Below are 20,720 nucleotides of genomic sequence, written 5' to 3' on the forward strand. Positions count from 1 at the left end.
AAAATCACTAAAATGATGGCCTAAATAGTAAAGTTTTTCAAACCTTTTTCTTGCTTTAAACTGTAATCGGAACACGCACTGGAAGCGGCGAACTAGCCCAGTTATTTGCATTCAACGCCCTAACCCCGCCAGCATACACTTCGGTATCACCATCTAAAGACCTCAATGTTACGATTATGGTGACGGGCAGGGGTTCTCGAAGGGCAGGTTCATTAGCTCTCAAAGTAGCTTTTGCCTGAAGCCCCCAATTTCCAGTAGCTATACCGCGAGTGAATGCCTTGCGATGAATCTTCACCGGAGACCATTTTCCTCCATGTTCAATCTGGGCGGTTTCATAACCTGATTGGCCTGTTTCACCTTCCATTGGTACTTTGCCTTTCATGCTATTATTTTCTATCAAACCAAAACTAAGTTCGACATTAGCTCTAACGTACTCACTTCCAGCATTAGGATCTAACGGCGGAGCATAAACAGCTGTGATGATAATCTCCCCTTTGAATTTATCATCTTGGTTAAGACACTCAGGAATAGGATAATTATCCTTCCGCCACCTCATACCAGGAACAAGGAATGTTTGGAAAATTAATGTAAAGCGATCATCTGAATCATGCAAGGTTTCGAAAACTTCTTCAGGAAGACCTGCGCCATAATAACGTCGTTCATGTGTAGTGTAATCTGGAGAAGAAAGCTGGGCTGAGTGAATCAAAAGAGCTTTAACTAAAGAAGGTGAAACAGAAAAATCAGGGCTGGTTGCGATTTCCTGCCAAGTATGAGCAGCTAAACTCGCCACAATAGGTGATGCAAAGCTAGTGCCGAAATTAGAGTAGATTCTATTATCAGGACCTATAACCTTTAAACTACTAGAACCAACACTCCATGGAGCGTGAACCCCACCACCGGCATGAATTATATCAGGCTTAGGAGTAAAAATTGGTCCAGGGCCACGACGCGTATAAGGTGTAGGTGTGCCTAATGCGCTCAATGCATCTGCAGCATCTATGTGAGAAATTGAACCGACAGTTAATGCACGGACAGATTCACCAGGTGAAGACACTAGATCATTGCCATTTAAAGAGTCAGGGTCTGGCCACGTTCTGATTGGCTGATCAAGATAATTCCCTGCAGCCACAACAAATAAAACGCCATATTGATCACTTAATTTATCCAGAGCCATAGAAAAATCGCTGAATAAATGTTCACTGCATGGTCCGCCGCCTAAGGATAGATTCCAGATATTGATATCAGGACGTTTACTTACGGCATCAGTCAATCTAATAATAAGGTCTGAAATGTAAGATCCATCCTCGTCCAAAGCACATACATTATGCACTTTTGAGTGTGTTTCAGGCAACCAAGAATGTCTATCGTTCAGGATGCTAGCCCCCGAAACCAATGAAGAGACCATTGTACCATGCTCATAACGAGTCTCAGGGGGAATAACATACGTTTCACTACTTGCTATCCAAGGACTAATGGATATAGCAGTCGGGCTGACGCCAGTATCGAATACTGCTACTAATGGCAAATCTCCCTGAGGCAATGGGAAGTCATCTACACCATTGCTTTCAGCACTGCTGGCACTGACAGGGAACGCTGAGTATTTAGGTTCAGGAATTAAAGTGCGTACTCCAGGATGCTCAATCAATGCTTCCAATACAGATTCATCATGCTCAGAAATGCCAACAACACGTATCAAAGGAGGGCCGCGTCTTTGTCTGATGGTGATATATTCGACTTCATTGTCATCTAAAATATCTAACACACTTTCATGGTTAGAATCTGTGGCGTCCTCTGCGGAATATTGAAACAGACGAAGAAGAATATTAGATGCGGCAAAAAGAGGTTCACGACCGCCAGGGATTTTTCGTTCTTCATCCCATGGTTCAATACTTTCAATAGCGCTCAAGTTAGCAACAATCGCTTTGATGTTACGATGCAGTATAATTGACTCCAATGCCGCAAAACTACCTGAATGGGCAGCAACCAACATCTCGTCAATTTTACCGTGGCCAGCATTTTGCAACCCTGCTTCTTGGGTGAGCTTGTTTGGCCTGTGTGATTTAGCAATGCCTTGTTCTCTAAGCTTGAAAACGATCGTTCCGAGACTCCTCGGATGATCATCGAGTTTAGACTGCAAATATGCCTTGGTGCTATTGAGAGCGCGGACTAATCCGCACCTGTACTCGGGAGTGACTTCAACCAGTTCTTTTGCTCCGCCACCTCCCCCTTCAATCGCCCCCAAATCCCTTCGGGAAAATGGAATTTTTAAAATGGGATTGGTGATACTAGCCTGTGTGCCCCTTCTGCTCATTTGATCCTGACTCCTTCAGAACATTTGAAATAACTCTTGCCGAAAGACCATATAGCTCTGCAAGAACTCGAATTGAGAAGATTTTCTTATCTTTAGATCGAAGCCAACAAATTTCATCTTCGTAAGTGTGTAAATTTACACCGTCAATTAGAGATTGCGCAAGATATAAACGCCTGTAAAGTTTGTGGTTAATGATTTTTTTATCGCCAGCAATGACTGCATCTCGGCGCGCATCCAAGCTAACCTGCTCAATTATCGCACCAGATAAACCTTCTGATTTTTTAGCCAGATCACATAAATCAACTTCATTGCTTAGCATATTTTTCAACCGGCTCTTCCAGATTAGTTCTCTCTGGTGCTGGTCAGGTAACGGCATAGGGATTCTAAAGCTAAACCGTCTCCAGACCGCTGGATCTAATAGTTGTTCATGATTGGTGGAGGCTATAATTATTGTGTTATCAGAAGCGGCATCAATATTTTGCAACAAGGAAATTACTACCCGCTGTAACTCACCAATATCCCTTTCATTTCCTCTAGCACCTGCTAATGCGTCAAATTCATCTAAAAATAAAACGCAAGGTCGCTGGTTTACATAGTCAAATACTTGTCGCAGATTCTTACTTGTTTGACCTAAGAGACTACTTATCAAGGTATCACACCTTACAGTCAACAAAGGATACTCGAGTCGAGATGCGATATATCTTGAGAGCATCGTTTTCCCAGTACCAGGTTTACCGTATATAAGTAATCTGCTTGGTAAAGCAGCATCTACCTTTACAAATTCATCAAAGCGCTGAACATTAGTTATGAATTCATCGACTCTTGTGTTAATTCCTGCAGGAAGATAGAGTTCCGATTTGTCTAGTTTTGGATAGCTTACATCAACAGTGCTTAACCTACTGTCAATGTCAACGGGTAAAGACCCTATCGAAACACCTCCTCCTGCCTTTTGCGCCCCAGCTAAGGCTTGAGGTGCACGCAAAAGCCGCTCTCTAATAAGTTTAGCTTGTTTAATCTCACCGGATTGCTCAAGTTTGTCAGCTAGCAAACCTGCATAATTATTAGCCATCGATGCATTAGCTTTAGTAGCGCCTTCAATTATTTTCAAAATTTCTGAAAGATAGTCCATCTACTCACCCACGCCTAAAAATGCAACATTGATACGGAAATCATACCACTTTTATCGCAAATAGCGATAATCGTAACGCATTTTAGGATTATTGATACGATTTTTTTACCTTTTGCTCACCAAACCCCATGTTTACTGCACAAAACAACAAACTTGGACTGACCCCATGCTCGTAGACAAATTCTGTCCTCACGCCGAGGCCTGTTCAAAGGCCTCCGGACTGACGCCGCCGAGGTGACTGTGGCGCCGGGGCCGGATGTAGAACACTCCAATGTAATCAAAGATATCCGCTCGGGCCAGCTCCCGGGTTTTGTATATTCTCTTCCTGATGCGTTCTTTTTTCAGTGAACTGACGAACGATTCGGCCACCGCATTATCCCAACAGTTGCCACGCCGGCTCATACTGGGTGCCAGGTTATTGGCCCGACAGAACCGTTGCCAGTCGTCGCTGCCGTACTGGCTGCCCTGGTCTGAGTGCACGATGACCTCGCTGTCCGGTTTACGTCGCCAGACCGCCATCATCAGCGCATCCAGTGCCAGTTCGCGTGAGAGGGTCGGCTTCATCGACCAACCCACCACGTTACGGGCAAAGAGGTCGATAACCACCGCCAAATACAACCATCCCTGCCAGGTCCGGATATAAGTGATGTCGGTGACCCAGACCTGATTGGCCCGGACAACGGTAAACTGCCGCTGTACGCGATTAGGGGCAACCACTGAAGGTCGGCCGACGATACGCCGTGGTGCTTTATAGCCACGCACAGCTTTAATCCGGTTCAGTTGCATAGTACGGCCCACCCGGTTTTTGCTGCAGGTTTCCCCGATTTCGTTCAGATCGCCATGAACCCGCCGGTAACCGTATACGCCTCCGCTCAGTGAATATGAATCACGGATAGGCGTCAGCAGACGATGGTTATCTTTATCACCCACCGAGACCGGGTTGTGCAGCCACGCGTAGAACCCGCCCCGGGCGACATGCAGTACCCGACACATCGTCATCCCCCCATACAGTGCGGTGCTCATTGATAAAGCGGTACTTCAGTCGGGCTCCCTTGCAAAGTACCGCGTGGCCTTTTTCAGGATATCCCGTTCTTCTTCGGTACGTTTTAGCTGTGCCCGTAGTTTCAGGATCTCGCTTTTGGCTTCCAGTAAATCCCGGGCATGCTGTTCGCTGTTATCAGGTTTGATAGCCCGTAGCCACTTGTAGAGGCTGTGTGCAGAAACACTCAGACGGTCAGATAGTTCGGCAACGGAATAACCGCGTTCCGTTATCTTACGGACGGCTTCTTCCTTAAATTCAGGTGTAAATCGTGGTGTGCCCATACACTCCTCCTGTGCACAAACTATAGGGCAGGATCGTCTACCGGGGCGGGTTCAGTCCAGGACAGAAACCCAGCGCGTACACTTTGTTTTCATGCCACGGATGCGTAAAGGAGAGCAAAAACCGTATTACAGCGTATCGAGCATCGGGCACCGTTGGAACGCCGCCGTAAAACGTGCTGGCATTCGTCGCCGGAATCCGTACCATACGCGGCATACTTTCGCCTGCTGGCTGTTATCAGCTGGTGCAAACCCGTCGTTTATCGCGAGTCAGATGGGGCATGAAAATGCGCAAATGGTGTATGAAGTCTATGCGGCGTGGATTGAAGAGCTGAACGGCGATCAGGTGCTCATGCTTAACAGTAAGCTGGCACTTTAAAAATTTTTGCCCCTTGTATGCCCCTTTTGGTTCCAGAGATGGTTAATAATGCAAGAAAATCAAGAAATTACAAAGAAAGAACAGTACAACCTGAACAAGTTGCAAAAGCGCCTGCGCCGCAACGTGGGCGAAGCGATCGCCGATTTCAATATGATTGAAGAAGGCGACCGCATCATGGTCTGCCTGTCCGGCGGTAAAGACAGCTACACCATGCTTGAGATCCTGCGCAACCTGCAGCAGAGCGCGCCGATTAACTTCTCGTTAATCGCGGTGAACCTCGATCAGAAACAGCCCGGCTTCCCGGAGCATATTCTGCCCGCCTACCTGGAAAGCCTGGGGGTGGAGTACAAGATCGTCGAAGAGAACACCTACAGCATCGTCAAAGACAAGATTCCGGAAGGCAAAACCACCTGTTCACTGTGCTCGCGCCTGCGTCGCGGCATTTTGTACCGCACCGCCACCGAACTGGGTGCCACCAAGATCGCGCTGGGCCACCACCGCGACGACATTTTGCAAACGCTGTTCCTCAACATGTTCTACGGCGGCAAAATGAAAGGCATGCCGCCCAAGCTGATGAGCGACGACGGCAAACACGTGGTCATCCGCCCGCTGGCCTATTGCCGCGAGAAAGACATCGAGCGTTTCGCTATCGCCAAAGCCTTCCCGATCATTCCGTGCAACCTGTGCGGCTCGCAGCCTAATTTGCAACGCCAGGTGATCGGCGACATGCTGCGCGACTGGGACAAGCGTTACCCTGGCCGATTGGAAACCATGTTCAGCGCCATGCAAAACGTGGTGCCTTCGCACCTGAGCGATATCAATCTTTTCGATTTCAAAGGCATTCACCACGGTAGCGCCGTGGTGGACGGCGGCGACTTGGCCTTCGATCGCGAAGACATCCCGATGCAGCCGGTCGGTTGGCAGCCGGAAGACTCGGACGACGCGGTGCCAGCGCCAGAGCGGTTGAACGTGCTGGAAATCAAATAAGCCCCTCTCGCCGCTTGCCCTCTGCAAGCGGCGACATTCCCCGCTCTCGACGATCTCGATCCTGTTCACAGTTTGCGCAAAATTTACTGGGCAGTGCCGTTTTTACCCTATACTGTTTATTTATACAGCAAATTGGAGAGCGCGCAATGAATATTACCCCCTGCCTGTCCCACGTCTCGCTTGGCTCCAACGATTTCGAGGCCGCCGCGGCCTTTTACGATCGTGCGCTGGCCGCCTTGGGTTGCCGACGCGTGTTGGAACATCCCGGCGCCATCGGTTACGGCCGCGACTACCCGGAGTTTTGGCTACAGGTGCCGATCGACGGCCGGCCTGCCGCGCCCGGCAACGGCACGCACGTCGGCTTTTTCGCGACCAGCAAGCAACAGGTGGATGAATTCCACCGGCAAGCGCTGTTGGCCGGCGCCGTCGATGAAGGCGCGCCCGGTTCGCGGCCGCACTACGGTGAAGCTTACTACGGCTGCTTTGTTCGGGATTTGGATGGGCACAAGATTGAAGCCAGCTTCTGGGATGAAAGCGCGGCCTGAAGCAGAGTAAAAGCCGAATAAAAAAATGCCGGTGATTAAACCGGCATTGTACGAATCAAATGTGCTATGCAGTAATTCAAAAATAAGAAAGTAAGACAATTATGGAGCGCAACGCCCATCGCTTGACGTTGCATTCACCTGCGAGAGAGATCATGCCCCATTTCCCCCGGCTAAATGTTGATATTGCTCAATGTTAACCGGGTTTTCGTCATTTTTGCCTACAGCCAGCGGCTGCGCTTCAGCCACCAGGCAACGCCAAGCACCAACCCGACCAGCATCAGGCAAAATGCCGCAAAACCGAGGGGATTACCGCCGCCCGGAATGCCGCCGAGGTTGACGCCAAACAGCCCGGTCAGGAAGGTGGTAGGTAAAAAGACCATCGCCAACAATGACATGGTGTAAGTGCGGCGGTTCATCGCGTCGGCCATCACCGTGGTGATTTCGTCGGACAAAATGGCAGTGCGTGCGATGCTGCCGTCCAGATCGTCCAATCCCCGCCCCAGGCGATCGGCGATGTCCTGCATGCGGCGGCGATCGTCGTCGCTCATCCACGGCAGGCGATCGCTGGCCAGCCGAGCGAACACGTCGCGCTGCGGCGCCATGTAACGGCGCAGCACGATCAGCTGTTTACGGATCAATGCCAACTGGCCGCGCTCCGGCACCTGCTGCTCCAGCAAGGCGTCCTCCAGATCGATAATCTTGTCGTGCAGATCCTCGATAAATTCACTGGTGTGATCGGTCAACGCATCGGAAATCTCCACCAGCCAGCTGCCGCTGTTGGTCGGCCCGGCGCCGCTCTGCAGATCGTTCACCACCTGATCGATGGAGTACACCTTGCGGTGCCGGGTGGAGATAATCAGTTTATCGGTGATGTACACGCGGATGGTGACCAGTTGATCCGGCCGGGAGTTGGCGTTGAAGTTAATGCTGCGCAGGGTGATCATGGTGCCTTCACCCTGGCGGCTGACGCGCGGCCGCGAGCTTTCGCCTGAGAGCGCCTCGCGCACCGAATCCGGCAGCAGCGGCGTGGTGCTCAGCCATTCGGCGCTGGCCGGGTGCGCATAATCGAGATGCAGCCAGCACGGCGCGTCGCAGGTGATCTTGTCATCCTGCTCGATCGGCGTGACGCCCCCCTTGCCGTCCAGCTGGTAGGCATAAACCGCATCAGCGACCTGCAGCTCGCTCCCCTCAATCACATCCATTCATTTATCCCCTCACTCTTGCTTATGTTGCTGAGTCTAGCGTTAACACCTTGGAGATCAAAGGCCAAGCTGTAACGCCAGTTTTCACGCCGGACAAAAAGCGTGCTCTATACTTCAGGCGAAGCCACATTTGCGACCGGGTGAGGAACGACGATGGCGGGAAGTAGTGAATCAGGCGCAAGACATTTTGCATTGAACCTGGCTGTGCTGCGGTGCCTGTTCTGTACCATGGCGGCGCTGCTGCTGTTCGCCAGCCAACCGCTGCGCGCGGAGCCGGCGCTGGAACGCATGTCTACCCCTTTACGGGTCGCGACGGCCGGCGGCAATTTTTCTTACTATGTCGCCCAGAAGCACAGCGCCCAGCCGCGTAACGCACTGGTGGTGATGCACGGTCATCCACGCGACGCCGTTAAAACGCTGCAAGCGGCGATCGACGCCGCGCAGGCGGCAGGAGCGGGAGACGATGCCTTACTGGCCGCCCCGCTGTTCCAGGTGCCGGAAAAACTCGCCGTCCACTGCCATTCCACCGGTCTGCCCCTGCCGCAAGACGGCGACGCCCTGTGGCGCTGCGGCTCCTGGATCGAGGGCGGTTTGGATAATGCCGGGAAGACCGGCTCATTCAACGCCATGGATAACCTGCTGGCCGATATGAAACGGCGCTGGCCGTCGCTGCAGACGATAACCGTGGCCGGTTTCTCTGCCGGCGCCCAGTTCGTGCAACATTATGTCGGCTTTGCCCATCCGCCAGGCGGGGTGCGGCTGCGCTATGTGGTGGCCGATCCTGGCAGCTGGCTCTATTTTGATAATCTGCGCCCCCAACCAATAAACGGGGGGAGCTGCGGCAGTGAAACAGCCTGCCGCTTCCGTTGGCAAACGCAGAACGCCGGCCGGTGTCCACAGGCCAACCGGTGGAAATACGGCCTGGAATCGCTTCCCGCTCACCTGCAGCGCACTGCCGATGCGGCCCGCGGGCGCTATGCCGCTGCGGATATCTCCTACCTGGCCGCCGCCGGTGATACCGGCACCGCGCCGGGCGCCTACTATCGGATACTCGACAAATCCTGCGCCGCCCAGCTGCAGGGCCCCTATCGATTGCATCGTGCCCTGGCCTATGCCGACTATGACCGGCGTTACCTGGCGCCGGATAAGCCGCATCGGTTAACGATCGTTCCCGGCTGCGGGCACAACGTCGCCTGCGTCTTTCCCGCCCCGGCGGCCAGGCAGGCGCTTTTCCCCATTAATGCAGACTAATAATAACGGCAATGAAATAAACCTTTGCCGATAAATCAGGCAATATCGCCGATAAAGCGCTGGCAAAGCCGTTATTATTATGACTTAACATATTGCTATCAATTTTAATTCAAAATGATAATAATAAATCAACACAAAGCTGTTTCAGCGCAAATTTTAGGGGCATATACTTTTCTCACTACGAGGAGGTAGTTATGTTACGCGACCATTTAAAAATAAACGCCAGCGATACGCTGGAAAAAATCAGTAATATCCATTTGCAAAACCAGGGCCAGGAAGAGATCAGTGAGTTTGTGGTGAAGAACGCCGCCGGCCTGCAGATTGGCAAGGTCTCCGTCCACGATCGTTTCAGCACCCGACGCTCGTACCCCACCAGCTACCGCATCACCCAGACCGACATGAGCGGCCGCGTGGTGGTGGATGCCATGCGGGACTGTCTATAAGCGTAACCTCTCTCTGAAATAACGAAATAATCATATGATGATGGCAACCCTGTTTATTATTAAACGGGGTTTATCGCGTGGGAAAATTAATTATCGTCTTCGTTGCATCGTCGATAAAATAAAGCCCCCGCATTAGGCGGGGGCGATAAATAAATCGACTCAGTGTTTGATGATATACATCGTCTGGCTGTAGGCCACGTCTTCCGGGTTGGTGATCGGGTAGCCTTTTACCCACGGTTTGATCAGACGGCCGTTGGTGTACTGGTAAATCGGCGCGATCGGCGCCTGGTCGGCAATGATCTGCTCCATCTTGTTGTAATCGGCGGTCACCGCCGCCGGATTGGTTTCCCGCCCCGCCTGCGCCAGCAGCTTGTCGTAGTCCGCGTTCTTGAACTTGGCGATGTTGCCGCTGTGGGTCGAGGTCAGCAGCGACAGGAAGGTCGACGCTTCGTTATAGTCACCCACCCAGGAGGCGCGGATCACGTCGAAATTGCCGGTGTTGCGGCTGTCGATATAGGTTTTCCACTCCTGGTTTTGCAACTTGACGTCAATGCCGAGCTTCTTCTTCCACATCGAGGCCACGGCGATGGCGATCTTCTGGTGGCTTTCCGAGGTGTTATACAGCAACGTCAACTTCAGCGGGTTGTTCGGGCCGTAGCCGGCCGCCTGCAGCAACGCCTTGGCCTGCGCGTCCAGCTCCGCCTGCGATTGCTGTTGCAGCAAACTCGCCTCCGGTTTGAACCCGGCGGTCACGTCCGGCGTGAAGTGATAGGCCGGTTTTTCGCCGGTGCCCAGCACTTTTTCCGCGATAATCTTGCGATCGATGGCGTAGGACAAGGCCTGGCGCACCCGCACGTCGTTGGTCGGCGCGCGCTGGGTGTTGAACGCGTAGTAATAGGTGCCGAGCTGATCCGGTGTGTACACCTGGCCAGGAATGTCTTTCAGCAGCTTCTGATACATGTTTTTCGGGAAGGATTCGGTGATATCGATGTCACCTGCCAGGTAACGCTTGGTGGCGTTGGATTCCTGGTTGATGGGTACGAAGGTCACTTTGGTCAGCACGGTATGCGCATGATCCCAGTAATGATCGTTAGGCGTCAGCACCAGCTTCTCGTTCACCACCCGCTCCTGCAGTTTGAACGCGCCGTTGCCCACCAGATTGCCGACCTTGGTCCAGTCGTTGCCGTATTTTTCCACCACCGCCTTATTCACCGGGAACAGGCTGAAGTTGGCCGTCAGGCTGACGAAATAAGGCACCGGCTTGTCCAGCTGCACTTTGAGGGTATAGTCGTCCGGCGCCGACACCCCCAAGCGATCGGCCGGCAATTTGCCGCTGATGATCTGCTCGGCGTTCTGGATCCCCGCCAGCTGCGCGAACCAGGCGAACGGTGACAGGTTTTTCGGCTCTACCAGCCGCTGCCAGCTGTAGACGAAATCCTTCGCCGTGACAGGGTCACCGTTTGACCACCGCGCGTCTTTACGCAGATGGAAAATGTAAGTCTGGTTGTCGCTGGTCTGCCAGCGCGTGGCGACGCCGGGGATCACTTTCCCGTTGGCGTCCTGATTGACCAGCCCTTCGAACAAATCGCGCGCCAGCTGGGCCTCCGGCAGGCCAACCGCTTTAATCGGATCGAGCGAGGCCGGTTCGTCTTTAATGTGGCGCACGATTTCCTGTTTGGCCGCCAGCGCGGTGCCCGGGGGAACCTGCGCCGCCATGGCGCTGCTCATACAGGCGCCGATCGCCGCCGCGCAAAGCGCCAAACGAAAACCTCGTTGCATTTTTCTTCCCGTCATTATGATGTTCCCCCCGTTAACCATCTGAATTTTTTATCATATAGCACAAGATCCGTCCGGCCTAGCGCTCACGGCCGAGAAGTTGCAAAAAGTGCGATTCAGGCGATAAAAAAACCCGTGCGGCGCAGGGCGGCACGGGCGGTGTTTGCAGCAGCGACCGCTAGTCGTACAGGTGGATGCTGTTGATGCGGTAGCTGAACTCTTCGCCTTCTTCTTCATCGAACACGGTGAAAAAGCCTTTCTCGGCCAGCGGACGGGCCGAAATATCGGTTTTTTGCAGCTGGCGCGCGTCGGCGTCGTCGTAGCCGTAATCAAGGTAGAAGACATCTTTCTGGTAATCGATATGCAGGGTGAACGGATAATTCGATTCGTCCCCGCGCCCGTCGTCGTTTTTCACCACGCCGAACCACTCCCCCTGACGGATCTGGTTTTCAGCGTCCACGCCGCACAGCAGCGTGATGGTGTCATTTTCATTTTCGCTATAGCTGGCGATGATTCTGGCTACTGGCATGTTAAATCCTCTTGCGGGTGATTGGCTTAGCACTGCCGTTAGTATAACAACAGCGTCAGGCCAGGTGCGGTTTAATTGGCGTTTTCGCCGCCGCCGCGTCACAGATCGCGCAAACGCCGCACAATTGCGATGGGAAAGATGCCTCAAAGCGTAATACACTGAATAAAATGACAATGACTCTCGGCCTTTTACTCAGGGACAACACCATGACCGAACATCGACCGCGCAGTGAACGTGGCCAGTTGGCCGTCGCAGGAGAGAACTACGGCAGCTCGCTGCTGGGCGCGCCGCTGCTCTATTTCCCGGCGGCGGTCAGCGGCCCGGAGACCGGGCTTATCATCGCCGGCACCCACGGCGATGAGAGCGCCGCCATCGTGACCCTGTCCTGCGCGCTGCGCAGCATCGCCCCCGAGCGGCTGCGGCACCACGTGGTGCTGGCGGTCAACCCCGACGGCTGCCAACTGGGGCTGCGCGCCAATGCCAACGGCGTCGATCTGAACCGCAATTTCCCGGCCGCCAACTGGCGCTCCGGCGACACCGTCTACCGCTGGAACAGCGCGGCGCCGGTGCGCGACGTCAAGCTCTCCACCGGCGGGCGCCCCGGTTCCGAACCGGAAACTCAGGCGCTGTGTCACCTGATCCATCGCCTGAAGCCGCACTGGGTGGTGTCGTTCCATGAGCCGCTGGCCTGCATCGAAGATCCCGCCAGCTCGCGGCTCGGCGTTTGGCTGGCGCACAAGTTCGAGCTGCCGCTGGTGACCAGCGTCGGTTATGAAACGCCCGGTTCGTTCGGCAGCTGGTGCGCGGATCTGTCGTTGCCGTGCATCACCGCCGAATTCCCGCCGATCTCCGCCGATGCCGCCAGCGAGCGCTACATCGACGCGATGACCGAGCTGCTGACCTACCCGAATTAATCCCTACGGGGCGATATCGACGATCGCCCCGCATTCGAACGCCAGGCCCGGTTCGACGTCCCGCGCCAGCCAGGTCGGGCCGTCCAGATCGACGAAGCGCGCCGCCGGCGCCAGCGGCAAGGCGGCGGATATCGCCCGCGACGTACATAACATGCAGCCGAGCATGATGGCGAACCCTTGTTCGCGCGCGGCCTGCGCCAGCGCCAACGCCTCGGTCAAGCCGCCGGTTTTGTCCAGTTTGATGTTGACCATCTGATAGCGCTGCGCCAGCCGAGGTAGATCGGCGCGGGTGTGGCAGCTTTCATCGGCGCAGATCGGCAGCGGATGAATAAAGTGCTCCAGCGCGGCATCGTCACCGGCCGGCAGCGGCTGCTCCAGCATCGCCACGCCGAGATCGGCCAGCAGCTGGCAGCGCGCCGCCAGCCCTTCCGCCTGCCAAGATTCATTGGCGTCGACGATCAGCGTCGCCTGGGGTACCGCAGCGCGGATCGCGACCAATCGTTCGCTGATATAGTGATCGTCGAGTTTGATCTTCAGCAGCGTAGCGCCCTGCTGCTCCAGTTCACGCGCGGCGAAGGCCATCGCTTCCGGCGTGCCGATGCTGACGGTCTGCGCCATACGGATATGCGCCGGGGCCGTCACGCCGCTGAGATGCCACAGGCTCTGCCCGTGAAGGCGGCACTCGAGATCCCACAGCGCCGAATCCAGCGCGTTGCGGGCGGCGCCCGCCGGCATCTGCACCCGCAGCTGTTCGCGGGTCATGCCTTGTGCGATCGCCGGCGCCATCTCCGCCAACTGCGCCATCACCGACTCCTCGCTTTCGCCGTAGCGCGGGTACGGCGTGCACTCACCGATGCCGCGCACGTCCTGCTGTTCGATTTCGACCACCACCACCCGGGCTTCAGTGCGGCTGCCGCGCGCAATCACGAAGGCGGTATGCAGCGGCCAGGCTTCCGGGTAAAAACGCATGTCTCTCATAACGGCTCCTGAGCGAAAACTGCGCATTCAGCCAGGCTGATGCGCCGGTGATGTTTTATAGAACAGCCTAATATATACAACTATTTAGCAAACTTTGATATCCAATCCGCCCCGGTTGTCATAAACTGGCGCCAGGGTGTGAACCTGATGTTAAATGCCGTTGCCGGTGCACCGTTTCATCAGGTTCATACCCTTTGTATAAACACCTGTAAAAGGAATCTAGCAATGACTCAGACAGTACATTTTCAAGGCAATCCGGTCAGCGTAGCGGGCAAACTGCCACAGCAGGGCGAACAGGCCAAGGCCTTCTCACTGGTTGCCAAAGACCTGTCAGACGTAGCGCTGAGCAGCTTCGCGGGTAAACGCAAAGTCCTGAACATCTTCCCAAGCATCGATACCGGCGTCTGCGCGACTTCGGTGCGTAAATTCAACCAGCTGGCCAGCGGCCTGGATAACACCGTGGTGCTGTGCATCTCCGCCGATCTGCCGTTCGCGCAGTCTCGCTTCTGCGGCGCGGAAGGCCTGAGCAACGTGGTCACCCTGTCCACTTTGCGCGGCGCCGAGTTCAAGCAGGCGTACGGCGTCGAAATCGCCGAAGGCCCGTTGGCAGGCCTGACCGCGCGTGCGGTCGTGGTGCTGGATGGCCAGGACAACGTCCTGTACAGCGAGCTGGTGAACGAAATCACCACCGAGCCGGACTACGACGCAGCGCTGGCTGCGCTGAAATAACAAAGCCGGCGAACGCCGGCTTTGGAAATCCGTTAAAGGCGCCGCAAGGCGCCTTTCTTATTCCTCGCCCTCGGCGCCGCCTTTACGGCTGCTCAGGCCATACTCGCGCAGCTTGTTGGCGATGGCGGTATGGGAAACGCCCAGGCGCTTCGCCAGCTTGCGGGTGCTGGGATAGGTGCGATACAGGCGCGTCAGCACCGAGCGCTCGAAACGCTTGCTGATGTCGTCCAGCGAGCCGTCCAGCACCTCGTCGCCCAGCGACATCTCCACCTCGAACTCCGGCAACACGATATCCTGCGGCCGCAGCTCATAGCCTTCGGTTTGCGTCAGCGCACGGTAGATGGCGTTTTTAAGCTGGCGCACGTTGCCCGGCCAGCCGTACTTGCTGAGGAAGCCGCCCAGATCGCTCGCCAGCTTGGGCCGCGCCACACCCTGCTCATCGGCGAAGCGCGCCACGAACAGCTCAGTCAGCGGCATGATGTCCTGCGGACGCTCGCGCAGCGGCGGGATGGTGATGGTCAGCACGTTGAGGCGGTAATAGAGGTCTTCGCGGAATTCACCGCGCTGCACCAGCTCGGTGAGGTTTTTCTGGGTGGCGCAGATCACGCGCACGTCGACGTGCACCTCATGCTCTTCGCCAACGCGACGGAAGGTGCCGTCGTTGAGGAAACGCAGCAGTTTGGTCTGCATGCGCGGCGACATTTCGCCGATCTCATCCAGCAGCACCGAACCGCCGTTGGCCTGCTCGAAGAAGCCTTTCTTGCCTTCCAGCGCGTTGGGATAAGCGCCGGGCGCATGGCCGAACAGCTCGCTCTCCACCACGTCATCCGGCAGTGCAGCGCAGTTCAGCGCCAGGAACGGCTGTTTGCCGCGCGGGCTGCGCAAATGGCAGGCGCGGGCCAAAATATCCTTGCCGGTACCGGTATCGCCGACGATCAGGAGCGGCGCATCGAGCATCGCCAACTTGCGCGCCTGCTCCAGCACGTGGCGCATCTTGGCGCTTACCGCGACGATGTGGTCGAATTCGGTATCGTCGTTCACCGACAGATTTTGCAGCTGGCGGCCCATGCGCGCGGTGGACTTCAGCATCACCACCGCGCCGACCGCGGCCGGCTGCTGCTGTTCGTCTTCCAGATAGATGGGCGTGATGTCCATCAGGAAGTCCTGGCTGCGAATCACCACCCGCTCGGAGTGCGGCGCCGTATGCTCGCTCTCCAGCCAGCGGCTGAAGTTATAGCCGCCGATCAGCGCCCCGGCGGTCTGGTTGCGGATCTTGTCTTCGTTCAGGCTGAACAGCGCCTGTGCCGCCGGGTTGGCCAGCTCGACCTTGCCCTTCATATCGATAGAGAACACCGGTTCCGGCATCGATTCCAGCAGCGCACGCAGCGCGCGATGCTCGCGTTCGGAAGGCATAAAGCTGACGGTGCGCACGTCGGTTACGCCGGCGATGCGGCGGATCTCCGCCATCAGCGCGCGGAAAGTATCGAAATCCAGCTGGGAGAAATTGAGGTAAATGCGGCCGATGGGATCGATCTCGATGCCACGTAAGTCAATGCTGCGCGATACCAAAAGATCGAGTAATTCTCGAGTGAGACCGAGGCGGTCTTCGCAAAATACTTCCAAACGCATCAGTGTTGGCCTTATCTCTGCAGGTGCGGGGATCGTTGACAATGATGATACTCCCTCGCACCGGGCGGTAGAAGCGATCTGTCAGCAAAAGTTGACAGAACTCTGATTTATTGCCGTGGTTGCTGATTTTAAACGCAAGCGGATAACAGCATCGGCGTCATTTTAGCCTACAAACAGAGAGTTATCACAACCAGAATTAATTTTGCAGAGATTTATCATGCACTCACAGGGGGATCGACTGTCGTCAAGTCTCGATTACGTTCGGCGTCGGCGCCGTTGAGAAAACGGCGCTCCTGAGAGCGCCGTCGTGGGGTCATTTGGCCTTGCCGTCGCTCTTTTTCAGCGTGTCTTTCAACTGGCCGATCAGCTGGCTGCGGAAATCGCCAAGCTTCGGCTTTTCCCCTTCCAGCCACGGCAGCGGGCGGCACAGCTCCATCGCCTTGATGCCCAGCCGCGCGGTCAACAACCCGGCGCCGATGCCCTGCGCCGCGCGCGCCGACAGCCGCGCCGCCAGATCCTGCGACATCCAGTCCATGCCTACTTCGCGCACCAGCTCGGAAGCGCCGGCGAAGGCGATGTTCAACAGCACCAGCCGGAACAGACGAATGCGGCTGAAGTAGCCCAGCTCGATGCCGTACAGCGCGGCGATGCGGTTGATCAAACGGATGTTGCGCCAGGCGATAAACGCCATATCCACCAGCGCCAACGGGCTGACGGCGATCATCAGCGTCGACTCGGCGGCGGAGCGGCTGATTTCGCGCCGCGCCTGGTTATCGAGCACCGGCTGCACCAGTTTGGCGTACAGCTCCACCACTTCACGATCGTTTTGCGTTTCATGCAGCGACGCCTGCCAGCGCTGTAGCGCCGGATGCCCCTGATCCAGCCCGGCCTGACGCGCCAGCTTCTCGCAGAATTCCCGCCCTTGCCCCAGCCCGTGGCTATGCAACAGCTCGCGCGCCACGTCGCGCTCTTCCGCGCGCTGGCGCAGCCGATACAAACGCCGCCACTCGGTGACCACCGAACCGACGCCGGCGAACACGATCAGGCCGCCAGCCACGCCGCCGCCCATGGCGATCCAGTCCTGCTGCACCCAGGCGGTATGCACCCACTGCACGCCCTGCGCCACCACGCTGACGCCGAACAACGCCAGGCCGGCGGTGACCATTTTGCGCCACAGGCTGCGTTTAGGTTTCAGCGCGGCGTTGATGATGCCTTCGGCGCGCCCTTCTTCCTCTTCCTGCTGCAGCTCCGGCGCCGCCGGGAAGAAGCTTTCTGCCTGTTCGGCATCGAAAGCGACGCCGGCGCGCAACGCCGGCTCCTGCGGCGGCTGCAGCGGCTCGTCAAAATCGATACGCGGTTTGATCGGCTCGCTCATCGCAATTTGTCTCCCAATAAAAACTCCATCACCGCATCCAGACGGATGTGCGGCAACGGGCTGTCCACGCTCATGGCGCGCGGACGAAACTCATCGAAGTGGAACCCCTGGCTCTGCCAGAACGCCGGCCCCGGCAGGCGGGCGGGCACTTCGCCGGGGAACACCGTCAGCGGCGCGCCGTCGCTCAGGCGGTTGCCCTTCAGCGCCGGAATGCGTTGCCCCTGATGATCGACGATGCCGCTCTCGGTCGCCTGCACCGAGGCCAGGCCGACGCAATCCATGCTGATGCCTTCGAACGCCGCGTTCTGCCACGCCTCCTGTACCAGCTGTTGCAGCAAGGACACCAGATTGGCGTGCTGATCGGCGGTGATATGATCTGCCTTGGTGGCGGCGAACATCAGTTTGTCGATGGTCGGCGAGAACAAGCGGCGGAACAGCGTGCGCTTGCCGTAATGGAAGCTCTGCATCAGCTGGGTCAACGCCAGACGCATGTCGTTGAACGCCTGTGGGCCACTGTTGAGCGGCTGCAGGCAGTCGACCAGCACGATTTGCCGATCGAAACGGACGAAATGCTCTTTGTAGAAGTTTTTGACGATCGACTGGCAGTAGTAGTTGAAGCGAGCGCGCAACATGCCGATGTTGGTGTGTTTGTCGGCCTGCGCCAGCTTCGATTCGCCGATCGCGGCCACGTCGGGCCATGGGAAAAACTGCAGCGCCGGCGCGCCGGCCATGTCGCCCGGCAGCACGAAACGCCCCGGCTGAATGAAGTGCAGCCCTTCGCTTTTGCAGCGCAGCAGGTAATCGGTGTAGGCCTGGGCGATCGCCGCCAGGCGGTTTTCATCGGCCGGGGCCAGCGGATCGCAGGCCTTGCACAGCTCAAGCCAGGGCTTGGCCCATTCGGCGCGTTCGCCCTGCAGCAGCCCGGTCATCTGGCGCGACCAGGCCAGGTAGTCCTGCTCGAGCATCGGCAGATCCAGCAACCATTCGCCGGGATAATCGACGATCTCCAGGTACAGCGTGGAGGTGTCTTTAAAGTGGCGCAGCAGTGAGTCGTTGGAGCGATAACGCAACGCCAGACGAATTTCGCTGACGCCGCGCGTCGGCGTCGGCCAGGCCGGCGGCGTGCCGTACAGCTGCGCCAGCCCTTCGTCATAGGTGAAACGCTGGATGCCGAGATCGCGCTGCGGGATGCGTTTGACGCCCAGCAGGCGCTCTTCACGCACCGGTGAAAACAGCGGCATGCGTGCGCCGCTGTGCACATGCAACAGTTGGTTGACGAAGGCGGTGATAAAGGCGGTTTTGCCGCTGCGGCTCAGGCCGGTCACCGCCAGGCGCAGATGGCGATCCATTCCGCGGTTGACCAGCGAGGTTAACTCATTTTGCAGTCGTTTCATTGCTCTCCTTGACGTAACGCCCGAATGCCTTGTTCAGGCCTTTACGGAACAGCGGTTCCAGCACCAGCGCCAGCACGACGCGCACCGGTTTGCGGCCGACGGTCTTCAACAGCCAGCCGGCGGCGCCCGCCGGGCCATAGTTCAATAACGCTATGATGATGACTTTAGCCAATGTCTTCAACATTGCCGCCGCTCCTCGTTTAAATCCACCCGTTTTGGCGGTGTTCGCGACATCGATTTTATTCATGACAATGCCCTCCGGCACAAGACGATTAAGGTTACATTTATGGGATAACGGCGGCGAAGATACCCGGCCTGTGCAGGCCGGGTATCGCAAGAAGGGTTACAGCTTGCGGAAACGGCTCTGTACGCCGAAGGTATCGGACGTCACGTAGCGCTCGACCTGACGCAGCTGCTGCTCGCCGCTGCCCAGCTCATACTCCAGCTGATCGAGCAGCTGGCGCGGCGTCTTCTGATGCTCGCCTTCGAAACGGCTGGCCGGCGCTTCATCCAACACGAACACCAGCGCGATATAGGCCACCAGCGTGAAGAAGAACAGCCCGAAGAACAGCGACAGCACCACCATCACGCGGATCAGGCGCACCGGCACGTCGAAATAGTGGGCCAAACCGGCGCAGACGCCTTTCACCATGCCTTCTTCGGGAACGCGATAAAGCTTTTTACTGCCCAGCGTCGTGCTCATCAGGACTGTCTCCAGTTCGGGTGTTCCGTATCGAGGATCTCTTCTAACGCCTGAATGCGTTCACGCATGCGTTTGGCGTCTTCCGCCAGCTGCGCCAGGCGCTGCATTTCTTGCTGACTCAGCTGGATGCCGGTCTGTTGCCGATTGCTGTAATGCAGCCAAAGCCAAATCGGCGCGACAAACAGCACGAAAATTGTCAGCGGAATGGCAAGTAATAAAGCACTCATTGTTATTCCTTCTTATCGGGTCCTGGATAGGCGGCCACCTCCGGCGTGTGGCCGCGGTTCGCCTTACTCTGAGCGGTTCATTTTGGCTTTCAGCGCCGCCAGTTGCTCACTGATGGCGTCGTCGGCCTTCAGTTCGGCAAACTCTTGGTCCAGCGACTTCTTTTTACCGATGCTGATGCTTTCCGCCTCGGCTTCCATGTGGTCGATACGGCGCTCGAACTGTTCGAAACGCGCCATCGCCTCATCCAGCTTGCCGCTATCGAGCTGGCGGCGCACGTCACGGGAAGAAGACGCGGCCTGATGACGCAGCGCCAGCGCCTGCTGCCGCGCGCGGGTTTCGGTCAGCTTGTTTTCCAGCTCGCCGATTTCGCTCTTCATGCGCGCCAGCGTTTCTTCTACGGTCGCCACTTCCTGCGTCAGCGTGGCGATCAGATCGGCCACCTTTTGTTTTTCGATCAGCGCCGCACGGGCCAAGTCTTCTTTATCTTTGCGCAGCGCCAGTTCGGCTTTTTCCTGCCAGTCGCTTACCTGGTTTTCACCCTGCTCAATGCGACGCAGCAGCTGCTTTTTCTCCGCCAGCGCGCGCGCCGACGTAGAGCGAACTTCAACCAGCGTGTCTTCCATCTCTTGGATCATCAACCGCACCAGCTTCTGCGGATCTTCCGCCTTGTCCAGCAGGGTGTTGATGTTGGCGTTCACGATGTCGGCAAAACGAGAAAAAATACCCATAATTCACTTCCTCTTGGTTCTGATGGCGTCTGAAGCGCCGCGTTAAGTCGTACAGCTTGCCCAAAGATATAATCAAAACCCGTGCCAACTTTTATATTATTGAAAAGTAACGAATATTATTTTTTTGATTCTCTGCGCGCTTGCTGTAGAGTGATTATTTTCACCAAACA

General features: G+C 56.3%; 20 protein-coding genes and 1 pseudogene. 7 read left to right on the forward strand and 14 right to left on the reverse strand.

Annotated features, from left to right (window positions below):
• Window positions 1-55: 55 nt before the first annotated feature.
• The 3 genes and pseudogenes from iteS to ACJ8QI_RS09020 all read right to left on the reverse strand — a co-directional run bounded on the left by iteS (window position 56) and on the right by ACJ8QI_RS09020 (window position 4,763).
• Window positions 56-2,311, reverse strand: a complete 2,256-nt coding sequence (gene iteS / locus ACJ8QI_RS09010; RefSeq protein ID WP_442532400.1) for a S8 family anti-phage peptidase IteS — start codon at window positions 2,309-2,311, stop codon at window positions 56-58.
• Window positions 2,286-3,440, reverse strand: coding sequence for an anti-phage ATPase IteA (gene iteA, locus ACJ8QI_RS09015; protein ID WP_442532401.1), 1,155 nt, complete (start codon window positions 3,438-3,440; stop codon window positions 2,286-2,288). Before iteA ends, iteS begins: the two co-directional genes overlap by 26 nt.
• A gap of 189 nt (window positions 3,441-3,629) precedes the next feature.
• A pseudogene (locus ACJ8QI_RS09020) lies at window positions 3,630-4,763 on the reverse strand (IS3 family transposase).
• Between ACJ8QI_RS09020 and ACJ8QI_RS09025 the strand changes: the two are divergent.
• From ACJ8QI_RS09025 to ACJ8QI_RS09035, 3 genes are all read left to right on the forward strand, one after another.
• The gene (locus ACJ8QI_RS09025) at window positions 4,711-5,139 is read left to right on the forward strand and encodes a tyrosine-type recombinase/integrase (protein ID WP_442532688.1); all 429 of its coding nucleotides are present in this window, start codon (window positions 4,711-4,713) and stop codon (window positions 5,137-5,139) included. The pseudogene ACJ8QI_RS09020 and the gene ACJ8QI_RS09025 sit on opposite strands and share 53 nt — an antisense overlap.
• Window positions 5,140-5,187: 48 nt before the next feature.
• Window positions 5,188-6,126: a tRNA 2-thiocytidine(32) synthetase TtcA gene (gene ttcA, locus ACJ8QI_RS09030; protein ID WP_442532402.1), complete on the forward strand. Its 939-nt coding sequence runs from the start codon at window positions 5,188-5,190 to the stop codon at window positions 6,124-6,126.
• A gap of 146 nt (window positions 6,127-6,272) precedes the next feature.
• Window positions 6,273-6,671 (forward strand): VOC family protein, encoded by a 399-nt coding sequence (locus ACJ8QI_RS09035; protein WP_060418601.1) that lies wholly within the window; start codon window positions 6,273-6,275, stop codon window positions 6,669-6,671.
• A 218-nt stretch (window positions 6,672-6,889) separates the two neighbouring features.
• Here the strand turns inward: ACJ8QI_RS09035 and zntB are convergent, their stop codons facing one another.
• On the reverse strand, window positions 6,890-7,873 hold the full coding sequence (gene zntB / locus ACJ8QI_RS09040; RefSeq protein ID WP_063990004.1) for a zinc transporter ZntB: 984 nt from the start codon (window positions 7,871-7,873) through the stop codon (window positions 6,890-6,892).
• 228 nt (window positions 7,874-8,101) lie between these two features.
• Here zntB and ACJ8QI_RS09045 point away from each other — a divergent pair, with 228 nt between their 5' ends.
• Complete coding sequence (locus tag ACJ8QI_RS09045; RefSeq protein ID WP_442532690.1) at window positions 8,102-9,124, forward strand: hypothetical protein; 1,023 nt, start codon at window positions 8,102-8,104, stop codon at window positions 9,122-9,124.
• Window positions 9,125-9,318: 194 nt separating this feature from the next.
• Entirely contained in the window at window positions 9,319-9,567 is a 249-nt protein-coding gene (locus ACJ8QI_RS09050) for a hypothetical protein (RefSeq protein WP_004930507.1), read from the forward strand.
• A gap of 159 nt (window positions 9,568-9,726) precedes the next feature.
• Here ACJ8QI_RS09050 and ACJ8QI_RS09055 read toward each other — a convergent pair whose 3' ends face one another.
• Window positions 9,727-11,361 (reverse strand): peptide ABC transporter substrate-binding protein, encoded by a 1,635-nt coding sequence (locus ACJ8QI_RS09055; RefSeq protein WP_060439841.1) that lies wholly within the window; start codon window positions 11,359-11,361, stop codon window positions 9,727-9,729.
• Between the two features lie 160 nt (window positions 11,362-11,521).
• Window positions 11,522-11,872: a hypothetical protein gene (locus ACJ8QI_RS09060; RefSeq protein WP_025302994.1), complete on the reverse strand. Its 351-nt coding sequence runs from the start codon at window positions 11,870-11,872 to the stop codon at window positions 11,522-11,524.
• 206 nt (window positions 11,873-12,078) lie between these two features.
• Here ACJ8QI_RS09060 and mpaA point away from each other — a divergent pair, with 206 nt between their 5' ends.
• The gene (gene mpaA / locus ACJ8QI_RS09065) at window positions 12,079-12,786 is read left to right on the forward strand and encodes a murein tripeptide amidase MpaA (RefSeq protein WP_060418590.1); all 708 of its coding nucleotides are present in this window, start codon (window positions 12,079-12,081) and stop codon (window positions 12,784-12,786) included.
• A gap of 3 nt (window positions 12,787-12,789) precedes the next feature.
• On the opposite strand, the gene ycjG is transcribed toward mpaA, so the two are convergent.
• Window positions 12,790-13,764, reverse strand: a complete 975-nt coding sequence (ycjG, locus tag ACJ8QI_RS09070; RefSeq protein WP_060418587.1) for an L-Ala-D/L-Glu epimerase — start codon at window positions 13,762-13,764, stop codon at window positions 12,790-12,792.
• 225 nt (window positions 13,765-13,989) lie between these two features.
• Here ycjG and tpx point away from each other — a divergent pair, with 225 nt between their 5' ends.
• Window positions 13,990-14,493, forward strand: a complete 504-nt coding sequence (gene tpx / locus ACJ8QI_RS09075; RefSeq protein WP_004930536.1) for a thiol peroxidase — start codon at window positions 13,990-13,992, stop codon at window positions 14,491-14,493.
• A 57-nt stretch (window positions 14,494-14,550) separates the two neighbouring features.
• On the opposite strand, the gene tyrR is transcribed toward tpx, so the two are convergent.
• The 7 genes from tyrR to pspA form a co-directional block, all read right to left on the reverse strand.
• On the reverse strand, window positions 14,551-16,122 hold the full coding sequence (gene tyrR / locus ACJ8QI_RS09080; RefSeq protein ID WP_038880356.1) for a transcriptional regulator TyrR: 1,572 nt from the start codon (window positions 16,120-16,122) through the stop codon (window positions 14,551-14,553).
• 313 nt (window positions 16,123-16,435) lie between these two features.
• The gene (locus tag ACJ8QI_RS09085) at window positions 16,436-17,497 is read right to left on the reverse strand and encodes a YcjF family protein (protein ID WP_004930545.1); all 1,062 of its coding nucleotides are present in this window, start codon (window positions 17,495-17,497) and stop codon (window positions 16,436-16,438) included.
• Entirely contained in the window at window positions 17,494-18,891 is a 1,398-nt protein-coding gene (locus tag ACJ8QI_RS09090; RefSeq protein ID WP_038880359.1) for a YcjX family protein, read from the reverse strand. Before ACJ8QI_RS09090 ends, ACJ8QI_RS09085 begins: the two co-directional genes overlap by 4 nt.
• Entirely contained in the window at window positions 18,872-19,138 is a 267-nt protein-coding gene (pspD, locus tag ACJ8QI_RS09095; protein WP_442532403.1) for a phage shock protein PspD, read from the reverse strand. Before pspD ends, ACJ8QI_RS09090 begins: the two co-directional genes overlap by 20 nt.
• Before the next feature lie 96 nt (window positions 19,139-19,234).
• A complete protein-coding gene (pspC, locus tag ACJ8QI_RS09100; protein WP_004930552.1) occupies window positions 19,235-19,594 on the reverse strand; it encodes an envelope stress response membrane protein PspC in 360 nt (119 codons plus the stop codon).
• Entirely contained in the window at window positions 19,594-19,821 is a 228-nt protein-coding gene (pspB, locus tag ACJ8QI_RS09105) for an envelope stress response membrane protein PspB (RefSeq protein WP_039565931.1), read from the reverse strand. The genes pspC and pspB overlap by 1 nt, the downstream gene beginning before the upstream one ends.
• 63 nt (window positions 19,822-19,884) lie before the next feature.
• Complete coding sequence (gene pspA, locus ACJ8QI_RS09110) at window positions 19,885-20,550, reverse strand: phage shock protein PspA (RefSeq protein WP_025303000.1); 666 nt, start codon at window positions 20,548-20,550, stop codon at window positions 19,885-19,887.
• Window positions 20,551-20,720 lie beyond the last annotated feature (170 nt).

Source organism: Serratia sp. CY84636 (assembly GCF_052166245.1).
GTDB lineage: Bacteria > Pseudomonadota > Gammaproteobacteria > Enterobacterales > Enterobacteriaceae > Serratia > Serratia nevei.

Coding starts and splice junctions, on each gene's coding strand:
- iteS (WP_442532400.1), bottom strand. CDS start 2,311: ATGAGCAGAAGGGGCACACAGGCTAGTATCACCAATCCCATTTTAAAA.
- iteA (WP_442532401.1), bottom strand. CDS start 3,440: ATGGACTATCTTTCAGAAATTTTGAAAATAATTGAAGGCGCTACTAAA.
- ttcA (WP_442532402.1), top strand. CDS start 5,188: ATGCAAGAAAATCAAGAAATTACAAAGAAAGAACAGTACAACCTGAAC.
- ACJ8QI_RS09035 (WP_060418601.1), top strand. CDS start 6,273: ATGAATATTACCCCCTGCCTGTCCCACGTCTCGCTTGGCTCCAACGAT.
- zntB (WP_063990004.1), bottom strand. CDS start 7,873: ATGGATGTGATTGAGGGGAGCGAGCTGCAGGTCGCTGATGCGGTTTAT.
- ACJ8QI_RS09045 (WP_442532690.1), top strand. CDS start 8,102: ATGGCGGCGCTGCTGCTGTTCGCCAGCCAACCGCTGCGCGCGGAGCCG.
- ACJ8QI_RS09050 (WP_004930507.1), top strand. CDS start 9,319: ATGTTACGCGACCATTTAAAAATAAACGCCAGCGATACGCTGGAAAAA.
- ACJ8QI_RS09055 (WP_060439841.1), bottom strand. CDS start 11,361: ATGACGGGAAGAAAAATGCAACGAGGTTTTCGTTTGGCGCTTTGCGCG.
- ACJ8QI_RS09060 (WP_025302994.1), bottom strand. CDS start 11,872: ATGCCAGTAGCCAGAATCATCGCCAGCTATAGCGAAAATGAAAATGAC.
- mpaA (WP_060418590.1), top strand. CDS start 12,079: ATGACCGAACATCGACCGCGCAGTGAACGTGGCCAGTTGGCCGTCGCA.
- ycjG (WP_060418587.1), bottom strand. CDS start 13,764: ATGAGAGACATGCGTTTTTACCCGGAAGCCTGGCCGCTGCATACCGCC.
- tpx (WP_004930536.1), top strand. CDS start 13,990: ATGACTCAGACAGTACATTTTCAAGGCAATCCGGTCAGCGTAGCGGGC.
- tyrR (WP_038880356.1), bottom strand. CDS start 16,122: ATGCGTTTGGAAGTATTTTGCGAAGACCGCCTCGGTCTCACTCGAGAA.
- ACJ8QI_RS09085 (WP_004930545.1), bottom strand. CDS start 17,497: ATGAGCGAGCCGATCAAACCGCGTATCGATTTTGACGAGCCGCTGCAG.
- ACJ8QI_RS09090 (WP_038880359.1), bottom strand. CDS start 18,891: ATGAAACGACTGCAAAATGAGTTAACCTCGCTGGTCAACCGCGGAATG.
- pspD (WP_442532403.1), bottom strand. CDS start 19,138: ATGAATAAAATCGATGTCGCGAACACCGCCAAAACGGGTGGATTTAAA.
- pspC (WP_004930552.1), bottom strand. CDS start 19,594: ATGAGCACGACGCTGGGCAGTAAAAAGCTTTATCGCGTTCCCGAAGAA.
- pspB (WP_039565931.1), bottom strand. CDS start 19,821: ATGAGTGCTTTATTACTTGCCATTCCGCTGACAATTTTCGTGCTGTTT.
- pspA (WP_025303000.1), bottom strand. CDS start 20,550: ATGGGTATTTTTTCTCGTTTTGCCGACATCGTGAACGCCAACATCAAC.